Annotated in this window: 15 protein-coding genes; 7 read left to right on the top strand and 8 right to left on the bottom strand. The window is 64.5% G+C overall.

Going from position 1 to position 13067, the window contains the following annotated elements:
- Positions 1 to 158: 158 nt before the first annotated feature.
- Entirely contained in the window at positions 159 to 443 is a 285-nt protein-coding gene (locus BFN03_RS14805; RefSeq protein ID WP_070379640.1) for a DUF2277 domain-containing protein, read from the top strand.
- Here the strand turns inward: BFN03_RS14805 and ipdC are convergent.
- Genes ipdC through echA20 form a run of 4 tightly spaced genes read right to left on the bottom strand, consistent with a single transcriptional unit; the run spans position 412 to position 3913 of the window.
- A complete protein-coding gene (ipdC, locus tag BFN03_RS14800; RefSeq protein WP_070379639.1) occupies positions 412 to 1485 on the bottom strand; it encodes a (3aS,4S,5R,7aS)-5-hydroxy-7a-methyl-1-oxo-octahydro-1H-indene-4-carboxyl-CoA dehydrogenase in 1074 nt (357 codons plus the stop codon). The genes BFN03_RS14805 and ipdC overlap by 32 nt on opposite strands.
- The gene (gene ipdB, locus BFN03_RS14795; protein WP_070379638.1) at positions 1482 to 2243 is read right to left on the bottom strand and encodes a cholesterol ring-cleaving hydrolase subunit IpdB; all 762 of its coding nucleotides are present in this window, start codon (positions 2241 to 2243) and stop codon (positions 1482 to 1484) included. Before ipdB ends, ipdC begins: the two co-directional genes overlap by 4 nt.
- Positions 2240 to 3133, bottom strand: coding sequence for a cholesterol ring-cleaving hydrolase subunit IpdA (ipdA, locus tag BFN03_RS14790; protein ID WP_070379637.1), 894 nt, complete (start codon positions 3131 to 3133; stop codon positions 2240 to 2242). The genes ipdB and ipdA overlap by 4 nt, the downstream gene beginning before the upstream one ends.
- Positions 3134 to 3136: 3 nt before the next feature.
- Complete coding sequence (echA20, locus tag BFN03_RS14785; RefSeq protein ID WP_070379636.1) at positions 3137 to 3913, bottom strand: (7aS)-7a-methyl-1,5-dioxo-2,3,5,6,7,7a-hexahydro-1H-indene-carboxyl-CoA hydrolase; 777 nt, start codon at positions 3911 to 3913, stop codon at positions 3137 to 3139.
- A 114-nt stretch (positions 3914 to 4027) separates the two neighbouring features.
- Here echA20 and BFN03_RS14780 point away from each other — a divergent pair, with 114 nt between their 5' ends.
- From BFN03_RS14780 to BFN03_RS14755, 6 genes are all read left to right on the top strand, one after another.
- Positions 4028 to 4804: an SDR family oxidoreductase gene (locus BFN03_RS14780; RefSeq protein ID WP_070379635.1), complete on the top strand. Its 777-nt coding sequence runs from the start codon at positions 4028 to 4030 to the stop codon at positions 4802 to 4804.
- Entirely contained in the window at positions 4801 to 5715 is a 915-nt protein-coding gene (locus BFN03_RS14775; protein WP_070379634.1) for an SDR family oxidoreductase, read from the top strand. Before BFN03_RS14780 ends, BFN03_RS14775 begins: the two co-directional genes overlap by 4 nt.
- A gap of 150 nt (positions 5716 to 5865) precedes the next feature.
- Positions 5866 to 6729, top strand: coding sequence for an LLM class F420-dependent oxidoreductase (locus tag BFN03_RS14770; RefSeq protein WP_070379633.1), 864 nt, complete (start codon positions 5866 to 5868; stop codon positions 6727 to 6729).
- A gap of 89 nt (positions 6730 to 6818) precedes the next feature.
- Positions 6819 to 8066: a glycosyltransferase family 4 protein gene (locus tag BFN03_RS14765; protein WP_070379632.1), complete on the top strand. Its 1248-nt coding sequence runs from the start codon at positions 6819 to 6821 to the stop codon at positions 8064 to 8066.
- Positions 8060 to 8800, top strand: a complete 741-nt coding sequence (locus BFN03_RS14760) for a class I SAM-dependent methyltransferase (protein ID WP_070379631.1) — start codon at positions 8060 to 8062, stop codon at positions 8798 to 8800. The genes BFN03_RS14765 and BFN03_RS14760 overlap by 7 nt, the downstream gene beginning before the upstream one ends.
- A complete protein-coding gene (locus BFN03_RS14755; protein WP_157109625.1) occupies positions 8797 to 9885 on the top strand; it encodes a prenyltransferase in 1089 nt (362 codons plus the stop codon). Before BFN03_RS14760 ends, BFN03_RS14755 begins: the two co-directional genes overlap by 4 nt.
- On the opposite strand, the gene BFN03_RS14750 is transcribed toward BFN03_RS14755, so the two are convergent.
- The 4 genes from BFN03_RS14750 to BFN03_RS14735 form a co-directional block, all read right to left on the bottom strand.
- Positions 9861 to 10523, bottom strand: a complete 663-nt coding sequence (locus BFN03_RS14750; RefSeq protein WP_070379630.1) for a class I SAM-dependent methyltransferase — start codon at positions 10521 to 10523, stop codon at positions 9861 to 9863. The genes BFN03_RS14755 and BFN03_RS14750 overlap by 25 nt on opposite strands.
- Positions 10524 to 10572: 49 nt before the next feature.
- On the bottom strand, positions 10573 to 11238 hold the full coding sequence (locus tag BFN03_RS14745; RefSeq protein ID WP_070379629.1) for a GNAT family N-acetyltransferase: 666 nt from the start codon (positions 11236 to 11238) through the stop codon (positions 10573 to 10575).
- Positions 11239 to 11356: 118 nt separating this feature from the next.
- Positions 11357 to 11812 carry a nitroreductase family deazaflavin-dependent oxidoreductase gene (locus BFN03_RS14740; RefSeq protein WP_070380952.1) on the bottom strand — a complete coding sequence of 152 codons (456 nt, stop codon included), beginning with the start codon at positions 11810 to 11812 and terminating at the stop codon, positions 11357 to 11359.
- A 76-nt stretch (positions 11813 to 11888) separates the two neighbouring features.
- Positions 11889 to 13052, bottom strand: a complete 1164-nt coding sequence (locus BFN03_RS14735; RefSeq protein WP_070379628.1) for a steroid 3-ketoacyl-CoA thiolase — start codon at positions 13050 to 13052, stop codon at positions 11889 to 11891.
- Positions 13053 to 13067 lie beyond the last annotated feature (15 nt).

Genomic DNA, 13067 nt, shown 5'->3' with positions numbered 1-13067 from the left:
ACGCTCGATCGCGATGCGTGTCATGAGGTCCCCAATTCGTCAGCACATCGAAAAATGACCGACCAGACTTCCCGGTGCACCACTTCCACTCTATCGCTGCATACCGTGGATCAGGTCAGACATCCCACGGACGTGCGATGCATGGCTATCGTCGAATCATGTGCCGAAACATCACCGAGCTACGCGGACTCGAGCCGGCGGCTACCGCAGAGGAGATCGAAGCGGCGGCGCGTCAGTACGTAAGAAAGGTCAGCGGAATCCAGAAGTTGTCGGACGCCAACCGCGAGGCTTTCGAAGACGCGGTTGCCGTGGTTGCGGAGGCCACTACGAAGTTGCTCGAGGCACTGCCGCCCCGGAAGCAGCCGCCGCAAACGGTGCCCCCGCTGCGGCGACCGGAGGTGCGGGATCGCATCATCGCCGCGAAGGCCGCGTCGTCAGGCTGAGCGCCTCGATGCGGTCGGCGGCGTCGGCAACGATCGTCTCGATGAGGTCTTTGCAGGTAGGGAGATCGTCGAGCAGGCCAACTACCTGGCCGGACGCGAGAACCCCCGCGTGGGTGTTGCCGTCGACGAGTCCGGCTTTGAGCAACATCGGAGTGTTGGCGGCCATGATGATCTGCTGCCAGGTGCGATCGCTAGACCTCTTCATGGAGAGACCGTCCCGGACGAGTGTGGACCACTTCATGCCGGTCATGGCCTTGAACTTCGATGCATTGCGGGCCGCCGCGACCAGGCCGCGCAGGTTGCCCGAGTGTTCGAGGCTGTCGACGAGGTCGGTATTGAGCACCCTGTGGGGCATGCCGTCCACTTTGCGGGAGACGACAGTGTCCTGTAGTCCGCGTGCCAGGTATTCCCGTTTCACCGAGTCGGGCACGGTCGATTCCTGGGTGAGCAGAAAGCGCGTGCCCATCGCAACACCGGCGGCGCCGTACGCCAGCGCGGCGGCGAGTCCGCGCCCGTCGTAGAAGCCACCGGCCGCGACGACGGGTATATCCACAGCGTCGAGCACCGACGGCAGTAGCAGGGTGGTCGCCACCGGGCCCGTGTGTCCGCCACCCTCGCCGCCCTGCACGATCACCGCGTCGGCGCCCCATGACGCCACCTTCTTTGCGTGCTTCGCGGCCCCGATCGACGGAATGACCACTACGCCTGCTGCCTTGAGTTGGGCGATCAGCTCCTTTTTCGGGGCGAGCGCGAACGATGCGACGCGGACGTTCTCTCGGATCAGCAGTTCGATGCGCTGTGGAGCGTCGGCGGCGTCGGCGCGAATGTTGACGCCGAACGGCTTGTCAGTGAGCGTCTTCGTCTTCGCGATGGCCGCTTCGAGTTCGGTGTATGTCATGGTCGCCGACGCCAGGATGCCGAGTCCACCTGCATTGGCGGTGCCGGCGACGAGTCGGGATCCGGCGACCCAGCCCATCCCGGTCTGCACGACGGGGTGCTCGACGCCGACCAGTTCGGTCAGTGCCGTTCGGAGAGTGCTCATACCGACACCTCCCGGTCCCGAAGGCTGCGGGGGTCGAGAACCTCGCGAATCAGCCGCAGTTCCTCTTCGGTGGGTTCGCGGGTCGGGGGGGCGTCATCCAATCCGGCCACTTCGAACGAGGTGTTGTCGGCGACCTGCTCCGGGGTGACGCCGGGGTGCAGGCTCAGGGCGCGGAAGGTGTGTCCGGGTCCGCCGAAGTCGAAGACCCCGAGGTTGCTCACGACATGATGGATGTGGTGGAACCGGTATGCGGGATTCTCGGGGTCGACGTGGTCATAGCCGACACCGGAGACGATGTCGACGCTGTCGCAGAACACCCGTGAAGAGTGCTTGCCCACCCAATAACTGGTGGCGTGGTTGATGGTATTTCCGGGCGCCCCCCGGACGCCGAACATTTGACGGGTCGGCTTTTGCAGGGGGCCGAAGGCGGAGAGATTCTGGTTGCCGTGACGGTCGATTTGGTTGGCTCCCATCACCACATGTCGCCGACCGGACGCGACCACGTCGAATACCTTGCGGAAGGGCATCCACCCCTCGATGGCTGCCTTCGTGCCCAGCTCGGGGGTGTCCGCGAGAATCAACGCCTCACCGTCGGTGATCAGTAGGTCGGGCTCGGTCGTGAGCCTGGCCAGCCTGGCCCCGATCAAGGGTAGGGTCGCCATCGGGCTGGCCATGATCTCACCCGCCCCGGAGAAGATTTCGGCGCACGCGATCGCGCAGTACTCTGCCCGCGTCACTCCAGCGATCGTCTGGCTCATGCCTGGTTCTCCTCTGCGAACTTCTTCACGGCCGACTGATAGTCGTCTTCGCTGCCGGACAGGAAGGTGTCGGCGAACTTCTCCCACGACTGGGGGTCCTTCGCCGATTCGGCGTAGTGCCGCTGAAACTTCTCGTCGCGGCCGTAGTCGTCGCCGGCGAGGGTGAAGTGTGCGCCGTTCGGTGCTTCGACGACGCCGTCGACCATCATCCTGTTGAGAATGAGATTTTGCAGCGGAACGGATTTCACCAGTTCCTCCGTCTCGACCACCCGCTCGACCGAAACGAACCGCCTGTCCGCGGCGCCGCAGAAGAGGTCGTCGAAGTAGGGATCTACGCCGGTGTAGGCAGCGTTGCCGTGCTTGTCCCCGAGATTCAGGTGCACCAGTGCCGCATCGAGTTTCAGTGCCGGCATCGCGATCAGCGTCTCAGTCTTGCCGGACGCATCGGGGTATGGGGACGTGACGGTGCGTAATTCGTCACCCCAGAAGTTTCGAACGTCCGAGCCGAGTCCGGCGCGGATCGGCAGGAACGGTAGCCGGGCGGCAGCCGCCTCGAGGCCGCACTTGACCATGCCCTCGTCCATCTCACGGACCTCGATCTCGCCTTTGGTGCGGGCCTTGGCGAACCACGGATCGTAGAACGGCGGCGAGTCGAGCGAGACGAAGCCGTAGTAGGCCTTCTTGACCTTGCCGGCCGAGCACAGCAGGCCCAGGTCGGGTCCACCGTAGGTGACGACGGTGAGATCGGTGACGTCTGAGCGCAGCAGCGCGCGAACCAGCGCCATCGGTTTGCGGCGGGAACCCCAACCGCCGATGCCGATCGTCATTCCGGTGCGGAGTTCGCCCACGACGTCGTCGAGCGACATTCTCTTGTCACGTTTGCCGGTCATGGTTCAGCCTTCCCGGGCGTTCGAGTTGGAGCGGGGCTTTCCGGTCTCGACGAATTCGTCGCGGTGCTCGTCGGAGACACCGATCAGATTGAGCTCGAAGGTGTAGCCCTGCTCGAGGCGGTAACTGCTCTTCACGTCGACGGGATCGATCCCGTTGATGGCTTCCTTGGCGCACCGGATCACACGGGTGTCCTTGGCGGCGATCTTGGCGGCGATATCTCGGGCTGCGTCATCCAGCTTCTCTCGTGGGACGACGTCGTAGACCGAACCGAAGTGCTGAAGTTGCTGCGCGGTGACGTTTTGGGCGGTGTAGTACAGCGTGCGCATCAAGTGTTGCGGAACGAGTCGAGCAAGGTGGGTCGCGGCACCGAGGGCTCCGCGATCGACCTCGGGAAGCCCGAAGACGGCGTCGTCTGACGCGACGATCACGTCGGCGTTCCCGACCAAGCCGATGCCGCCGCCCACACAAAAGCCGTTGACCGCGACCACCACGGGTACGGCGCAGTCGTAGACCGCGGCGAATGCGGCGGCGCAACCGCGGTTGGCGTCGACCAAGGCACCGTAACCCTCCGTGGCCTGCATTTCCTTGATGTCGACCCCGGCGTTGAACCCACGTCCCTCCGCTCGCAGGATCACCACGTGGGTGTCCGGGTTCCGACCGGCGTCGAGTACGGCCTCGGCCAACTCGAACCAACCCTTCGACGGGATGGCGTTCACAGGCGGGTAGTCGACGGTGACCGTGGCGATGCCGGTTCCGTCGGTGGTGGAGGTAATGCCCATGGCATATTCCTAACGTCAGCTACCAAACCAAGCGATTGCTTGGTAAGTTAGCACACGTGCGGCCCGGAGTGCGCTGAGCTGGGTCGGCGGGGACACGCGACAGCGGAGGTATTGGTGACTTCAGGGCTAGACGGCGCGGTCGTGCTCGTGACCGGTGGTGTTCGCGGGGTCGGTGCGGGTATCAGCCGCGCCTTTCTGTTATCTGGCGCGACGGTGGTGACCTGCGCCAGGCGCCCGGCGGAGTCGACCGTGGAGGCGGCGGGACGCTCGGTCGAATTCTTCCCGTGCGATATCCGCGATCCCGCGCAGGTCCACGGTCTCGTGGACCGGATCGTGGAACAGCACGGTCGGCTGGACATCCTCGTCAACAATGCCGGCGGATCGCCGTATGCGCTGGCGGCCGAGGCAAGCCCAAATTTCCATTCCAAGATCATCGAGCTGAACCTCCTTGCACCACTCCTGGTCTCGCAGATCGCGAATGCGGTTATGCAGAAACAGGACTCGGGTGGTGCAATCGTCAACATCTCGAGCGTCAGCGGTTCGCGCCCCTCACCCGGCACTGCGGCATACGGTGCCGCGAAGGCCGGCATCGACAGCCTCACCGGCAGCCTTGCGATCGAGTGGGCGCCGAAGGTGCGTGTGAACTCGGTGGTGGTCGGCCCGGTTCGTACCGAGTTGGCGCACATCCACTACGGGGACGAGAACGGCATCGCGGCGGTGGGGGAGACAATCCCGTTGGGGCGCATGGCCTGCCCCGAGGATGTCGGCAACTGCGCGGTGTTCCTGGCTTCACCGTTGGCTGCATATGTCAGCGGATCGACTCTGACCGTCCATGGTGGCGGCGAACTCCCCGCATTCTTGGCGGCGGCAACAACCGAGGAGAGCAAATGAGTGGATTGGTCGACGGCCGCGTCGTGATCGTGACGGGAGCCGGGCGCGGTATCGGAAGGGCACATGCCCTGGCGTTCGCCGCCGAAGGTGCAAAGGTAGTGGTCAACGATATCGGGGCTGGTCTCGACGGCTCGGCTACCGGGGAAAGCCCCGCAGAGCAGGTGGTCGCCGAGATCGTGTCCACCGGTGGCGAGGCCGTCGTCAATGGTGACGACGTCGCGGACTGGGCTGGTGCCGCGAACCTCGTACAGACGGCCCTGGACAACTACGGCCGTCTCGACGTGCTGGTCAACAACGCCGGGTTCCTTCGCGACCGCATGCTTGTCGGGATGAGTGAGCAGGAGTGGGACGCTGTCGTGCGGGTGCATCTGAAGGGGCACTTCGCGACCTTGCGTCACGCCGCCGCGTACTGGCGTAGTGAGGCGAAGGCCGGAAACGTTGTCGACGCTCGTATCATCAACACGAGTTCCGGTGCAGGGCTTCAAGGTTCGATAGGGCAAGGTAACTATGCGGCCGCGAAGGCCGGCATTGCGGAGATGACGATTCAGGCCGCGGCGGAACTGAGGAACTACGGCGTGACGGTCAACGCGATCGCGCCCGCGGCGCGTACCCGGATGACGGTCAGTGCGGGTGGCGCGATGGCCGAGGCGATGGCCGCACCCGAGGAGGGTTTCGACGCCATGGCGCCGGAGAACATCTCCCCCCTCGTCGTCTGGTTGGGCAGTGCCGAATCGAAGGACGTCAGCGGACGTGTGTTCGAGGTCGAGGGCGGGAAGATCACCGTCGCCGAGGGGTGGCGGCACGGTCCCAGCCAAGACAAGGGCGCGCGATGGGATCCGAGGGAGATCGGACCCGTCGTCGCCGATCTACTCGGCAAGGCAGAGGAGCCCGTTCCGGTCTATGGCGCATGATCACGTCGTTCGTAGCAGAGGGACGTCGTCACCTATCTGTAACCCGGGGCGCCCGAAAGGTGCGTGAATAGTTATGTGTATTCATTGATGCGGCAAGCGTCTAGTTATTAGCCTGCAAAGAGGAAACGGGCTCGGGGCCGAGGAGAATTCGTGAAGTTCGGTGTCTCGCTTTTCACGAGTGACCGCGGGATCGGACCTGCCTCTGCTTCGCGGGGTGCGGAGGCACACGGATTCGACTCCTTCTATGTCCCCGAGCACACGCATATTCCGGTGGCGCGCGTTGCGCCGCATCCTCGAACTGGTGACGCGTCGTTGCCGGACGACCGATACATGCGCACTCTCGACCCGTGGGTGGCGCTGGCGTCGGCGTCGGCGGTCACCGAGCGGATCGAACTGGGGACTTCGGTGGCCTTGCCCGTGGAACACGACCCCATCGCGCTGGCCAAGACCATTGCCTCGCTCGACCACCTCAGTGGCGGCCGTGTGATTCTCGGGGTGGGGTACGGGTGGAACCTGGACGAGCTTTCCGACCACAACGTCCCGCCGAGTCGGCGCAGGACGATGCTGCGCGAGTACCTCGAAGCGATGCGCGCCTTGTGGACCCAGGACGAGGCGTTTTATGAGGGTGAGTTCGTGAGTTTCGGTCCGAGCTGGGCATGGCCCAAGCCGATGCGTGTGCCCCCGGTCATCGTCGGGGCCGCGGGGACCGAGAAGAACTTCAGGTGGATCGCCAAGTCTGCCGATGGTTGGATGAGCACCCCACTCGAGCCGAAGATCGACGACCGTATCGAGGCATTGCAACGCATGTGGCGCGAGGCGGGCAGGGAGGGTGCTCCGCGGATCCTGGTGCTCGACGGCAGACCCGACGTGGACAAGCTGATGCGGTGGAGAGACCTCGGTGTCACCGAGGTTGTCTACGGGTTGCCGGATCGTAGCGAGCAGGACGTCCTGGCCTACCTCGGACGCCTCGCCGAGAAACTGGACGGATTACGCGAGTCCACCGCGGCGGGGTAACCGAGTGCGTTTGGATTGGCTACGGGCACTCGCGAGTGTGAAGATGTTCTGGCATCGTTTGCCCGCTGCTCGAGGAGAGGCCGACCTACGTGCGCATTGCACTCCTGTCGTATCGAAGCAAGCCCCACTGCGGTGGGCAGGGTGTGTATATCCGTCATCTCAGCCGTGAGTTGGTAGAACTCGGCCATCAGGTCGAGGTGTTCTCGGGCCAGCCGTACCCTGAGCTCGACCCCGGAGTGACGCTGACGAAGGTTCCCAGCCTCGATCTCTACCGCGAACCCGATCCGTTCAGAACGCCGCACCTGCGCGAGTTTCGTGACGCCGTCGATGTGCTCGAGGTCGTGACTATGTGGACGGCGGGCTTTCCCGAGCCTCGCACTTTCAGCCTGCGCGCCGCACGACTGTTGAGAGAACGCGCGGACGAGTTCGACGTGGTGCACGACAACCAATGCCTGGGTTCCGGACTCTTGAAAATTCGAGAATTCGGTCTGCCAGTGGTGGCCACGATCCACCACCCCATCACCCGCGACCGAGAACTGGACCTCGCGTCGGCGAAATGGTGGCGCAAGGCCGCGGTGCGGCGGTGGTACGGCTTCCTGCGCATGCAGAAGCGCGTGGCGCGAGCCCTCCCGACACTGCTGACGGTCTCGCAATCGTCCGCTGGCGATATCAGCGCCGCCTTCGACATTCCCCCCGAGAACCTGCGAACCATCCCGCTGGGGGTGGACACCGAGGTTTTCCGTCCACCGACCGCGCAGCGCGTACCCGGCCGGGTGGTTTGCGTAGCCAGTGCCGATATGCCGCTCAAGGGGGTTTCGACGCTCCTCGAAGCGATCGCGAAGATGCACACCGAACGCGCCGTGGAACTGGTACTGGTCGCCAAGCTCGCGCCAGAGGGGCCGACCGCGAAGCTGATCGAAGAGTTGGCCATCGGCAACTTTGTCCGCACTGTGTCGAGCATCGACGACACGGAACTGGCTGCCTTGCTGGGATCGGCGGATATCGCTTGCGTCCCCTCGCTGTACGAGGGCTTCTCGCTCCCCGCCGTCGAGGCGATGGCGTGCGGCACCCCGTTGGTCGCCAGCCGTGCGGGGGCAATTCCTGAGGTCGTGGGCACGAACGGCGAGGCCGGTATCCTGGTCCGTCCGGGCGACCCCCAAGAACTCGCGGATGTGCTGGGTGCATTGCTCGACGACCCGCAACGTAGATCCGAACTCGGGGTCGGCGGCCGTCGGCGAGTGCTCGAGCGCTACAGCTGGGCAGCGGTGGCGGCAAAGACAGCGCAGGCATATGTCGGCGCGATTGCGCAGGCTCGTGAAGGAGATCGATCGTGCTGACCGTGGACTTCGAACGACTGGGTGTGGTGCCGGGCAACAAGGTGATCGACATCGGAGCGGGCGCAGGCCGGCACTCGTTCGAAATGTATCGACGTGGTGCCGATGTCATCGCCTTCGATCAGAACGCCGATGAGTTGGCTGACGTCGAGAAGATGTTCGTCGCGATGGCCGAAGCCGGAGAAGTTCCTGCGGGAGCCTGCGCCCGCATCGAGGTCGGTGATGCGCTGAACCTGCCGTATGCGGATGAGACGTTCGATGTCGTATTGATCTCCGAGGTCCTCGAACATGTTTCGCGTGACGGCCGAGCCATCTTCGAGTTGACGCGGATCTTGAAGCCGGGTGGTGTTGCCGCGGTGACGGTTCCGCGCTGGTTGCCGGAAAAGATCTGCTGGGCACTGTCGGATGCGTATCACGAAGTGGAGGGTGGGCACGTCAGGATCTACCGTGCCGATGAGTTGGCGGAGAAGTTGGAAGCCGCCGGGCTGAAGGTCACGGGTAGCGACCACGCCCATGCCCTGCACTCTCCGTACTGGTGGCTCAAGTGCGCGGTCGGGGTGGACAACGACGACAACCCCCTTACGAAGGTCTATCACCAGATACTGGTGTGGGACATGATGAAAGCCCCCTGGATCACGCGTACCGCAGAGAAGATCCTCAATCCGGTGCTCGGCAAGAGCGTGGTGTTCTATCTCGAGAAGCCGAGGGAATCGAGCGTGGTGAGGGCGACGCGGTGACGCCGCCGCTGGTTCCGTCGGTACCGAATGTGGTGTCCGGGAGCCAGATCAGGCAGACCGCAAAATCCATCGCAACTGTTCAAGAACCGTCCGGCGCACTACCGTGGTTTCCTGGCGGGCACACGGATCCGTGGGATCACGTGGAATCAGCCATGGCCCTGGCAGTTGCAGGACTGATCGATGAAGCGGAAGGCGCGTACGACTGGTCGCGCCGGACGCAGCGTTCGGATGGGTCGTGGCCGATGATGTTCCGCGATTCGGTAGTGGAGAATCACGATTCCGACAGCAACTTCTGCGCTTACCTGGCGGTCGGGGTGTGGCACCACTACCTCATCACGGGCGATCAAGATTTCGTTGACAGGATGTGGCCGTCGGTGCGAGCGGGCCTCGACTTCGTCGTCGACATGCGCTCATCGGGCGGCGAGATCTACTGGGCCCGGGGGGAGAACGGCCAGGACTGTCAAGAGGCCCTGCTGACGGGGAACTCGAGCATCCACCACAGCCTGCACTGCGGACTCCTGTTGGCCCGTTTGGTCGATGATCCGCAGCCCGAATGGGAATTCGCGAAATACACCCTCGGCCATGCGATCAGGCACCACCCGGGGTCATTTTCCATCAAGGATGAATACTCGATGGACTGGTACTACCCGATTCTCGGGGGAGCGGTCCGCGGTGGAGCTGCAGTCGCCCGCATCGTGTCGCGGTGGGACGAATTCGTCGTGGAGGGGCTGGGTATCCGCTGCGTGAATCACCGTCCCTGGGTGACGGGTGCCGAGACGTGTGAGCTGGTGTTGGCGCTCGACGCAATCGGAGAAGACGAGCGTGCGCTCGAGCAGTTCGCCGCGATGCAGCACCTGCGCGACCCGGACGGCTCGTATTGGACCGGACTCGTCTACAGCGACGGCAAGCGATGGCCGGTGGAGCAGACCACCTGGACGGGCGGCGCGATGATCCTCGCTGCGGATGCGCTGTCGCGCACCACGCCCGGGCACGGAATCTTCCGGGACGCTGAGTTGCCGGTCGGACTGCCGATCGGGTTCGACCGCTGCGGTGACCACTGTCAGGTCAGTGGTTCGCCCGTCTGACCGCTCACCCGTTCGAGGACCCGCAACGATCCGGTAGCCGAGACTTCCTTGAACTGCTCTGTTGCCAGGGCTCTTTCGTAGATCTCGAACGGGGGCCGTCCACCGTCCGCCGGGTTCGGGAACACGTCGTGGATCAGAAGAGCGCCCCCGACCTCGACCCACGGTGCCCACCCCTCGAGATCTGTAGATGCCGCCTCCGACGTGTGACCACCGTCGATGAACACGAAGCTGACGGGGGTGCGCCAGAACTCCGAAACCGCCGACGATCTGCCCAGGATCGCTATCACGTACTCCTCGAGCCTCGAATCCGCCATCGTGTGCCGGAACCGTCCGACGGTGTCGAGCAGCCCCGTGTGCGGGTCGACGAATGCCGGTTCGTGGTACTCCCAGCCTGGCTGGTGTTCCTCGGAGCCGTGGTGGTGATCGATCGTGACGATTCGGGCGTCCCTCGCTTTGGCCGCGGCCGCCAGGTAGATCGTGGACCGGCCACAGTAGGTGCCGATTTCGACGCCAGTATCGCCGTGTCCCAGATACCGCATGGCTGCCTCGTGGAGGGCGGTGCCCTCATCCTCGGGCATGAAGCCCGGTGTGGCGTCTATGAGTTCGAGGATGCGGCGGTTGAGGTGTTCAGTACTCACAGCTACGTGGTCTCCGTTCCGCCACCCGTCGCACCGGGATGTCTGGGAGTCAGGCGGGCGCGCGGACGACGAGGGTCGTTCCCGGGAACTCTGCCGCGAACTCGCGACGGCTGTGTTTCACGGCGGCGGTGCCGTAACCCTTCTTCCGGGAGCCGGGGTCGATCCAGATGGCGACGTCCACCTCGTGTCCGGACAGTTCCCCGAAGATCAGCCCCACGGCCCGGTTCTCAGCAGTGTCCTCACAGACGAACCACGCTGCGGACTCGTCACCGATACGGCTCACCCCCTCGGTACGTTCCTTCTCGATGCGATCCTCGGACCACCGGACGCCCGCGTCGTCGACCTGCTCGGCGCAGCGGCGTCGGAACAGCGCAGCGTCAGCCTCGCTTTGTGTGAACGGACGTAGCCGGACCTGCTGGCCAGTACTTGCCGGGCGGTCCGCCGCCGTCCACTCCAGCGTGGAGTCGAGGTCTTCGAGTTCGTTTTGGGTACGCCGCCGTTCGACTTTGGTCAGGCGGCGAAATGTCAGGTTGAGGACGGCTTCCGCATACGCCTCGGATGTGTCGAGCAGGCCGGCCACAGCCGTCAGTGCTTCACCGTGGTCCTCGCTCTCGACTACGGCATCGAGAATCTCGTGGCGCCGTTCGAATGCGCGCAGCAACGCCGCGGTGAGCTCTCGACGATCGTGGACTCGATCTTGAACTTCGGTACTCATTCTGCAATTCCTCGCGTTCTGCAGTTCCCCGCGCTCGGCCATGATGCAAGTTGCGTGTGGGTCCATACTGCAAGATGTTTTCCCGCCGCGGCACCCTTACTCGGCGGTACGTACATCGCTATCGGGGATCGCAGATGACGACGGGAATGGTGCGGTCTGTCCAGGACTGGTAGCTGTCGAATTCGGGGTACATGTCGACCAGTCGCGGCCACAGCCGAGCCCGTTCATCGGGTGTGGCGACCCGTGCGGTCATCGGACGAATCCGCGACCGCACCTGGACCGTTACCTCAGGGTTCGCACGGAGGTTGAGATACCACATCGGGTGTTTCGGAGCGCCACCCTGTGAGGCGACGAGGACGATGCGGTCGTCGTCCTCGAGGAACAGCAGGGGACTGAGCCGCGGCTCACCGCTCTTGCGGCCGGTCGTGGTGAGGAGAGTGACGGGGATTCCGCGGGGGAAGGCGCTGCCGAACCGAAATTTGCTACCCAGCCGCCCGCCGGTTCGCAGGTACAGCGCGACGTTGATCTTCGAGCTCCATTTCATGAGGACCTTGCCCGTCGCCATCCACTTCATGAGTGCGAGCGACCACTTCAGGATCGGGGCGAACGGTTGACGGGGCGCGCGAGTCTGGGATTCCACGGTCGACAGCCTAGACCCTCTCGATGATGGTGCCGGTTGCAAGCGCTCCGCCCGCGCACATCGTGATCAGCGCCGTCGACCCGTCGGTGCGCTCGAGTTCGTGCAGCGCAGTGGTGATGAGCCGAGACCCGGTGCTACCCACGGGATGTCCCAGTGCGAGCGCGCCGCCATTGACGTTGACCTTGTTCATGTCCGGTTCGTGCACCGACGCCCAAGACAACGGCACCGAGGCGAATGCTTCGTTGACCTCGAACAGATCGAGGTCGCCGATCTTCATTCCGCTGCGCTCGAGAACTCGCGTCGTGGCCTGGACGGGCCCATCGAGGTGGAACTCCGGTTCCGATCCGACGAGTGCCTGGGAGACGATCCGTGCTCTCGGTGTCAGTCCGAGCGCCCGCGCTTTGTCCTCGTCCATCAGCATGACCGCGGCTGCCCCGTCGGAAATCTGTGAGGATGTTCCCGCGGTGTGGATGCCGCCGTCGAGAACCGGTTTCAGCTTCGCCAGCGACTCCGCGGTGGTGTCGCGCAGGCCCTGGTCTCGATCGACGATCCGCGTCTCGCCGGTGAGGTTGCCATCCTTGTCCACGACCGGTGCGGTCACCCTCAGTACCTCGCGGTCGAATCGCCCCTCGTCCCACGCCTGCTTGGCGCGCGCCTGCGACCGCACCCCGAAGGTCTCGACATCCGCCCGGGTGATCCCGCGGCGGCGAGCTATGCGTTCGGCGGCTTCGAACTGATTGGGAAGGTCGATGTCCCAGTCGGCCGGTCGGCGGGGTCCGGCGTTCTCACCGACGTTCGCGCCCAGCGGCACCTGGCTCATCGCTTCGATCCCGCACGCGATTCCGATGTCGATGGCGTCCGTGGCGATCAGGCCGGCGATCAGGTGGTTGGCCTGTTGGGCTGAACCGCACTGGCAGTCGATTGTGGTGGCGCCGACCTGCCAGGGCAGTCCCGCGTGCAGCCACGCTGTGCGGGTGATGTTGTTCGACTGTGCGCCGGCCTGGGTGACGCAACCGCCGATCACCTGCTCCACTGCCGCGGGGTCTATCCCGGAGCGGTCGAGAATTCCGCGCTGGGCTGCGCCGAGGATCTCGGCGGCGTGCAACCCGGACAGCCATCCGCCGCGCTTTCCGATCGGGGTTCGTACCGCCTCGACGATTACTGGTGTGCCCACGGGCAGGGCTCCTTT

The organism is Rhodococcus sp. WMMA185 (assembly GCF_001767395.1).
Classification (GTDB): Bacteria; Actinomycetota; Actinomycetes; order Mycobacteriales; family Mycobacteriaceae; genus Rhodococcus_F.
Note: the sequence above shows the minus strand (reverse complement) of the source record. Positions and strands in the feature narration are given on the sequence as shown.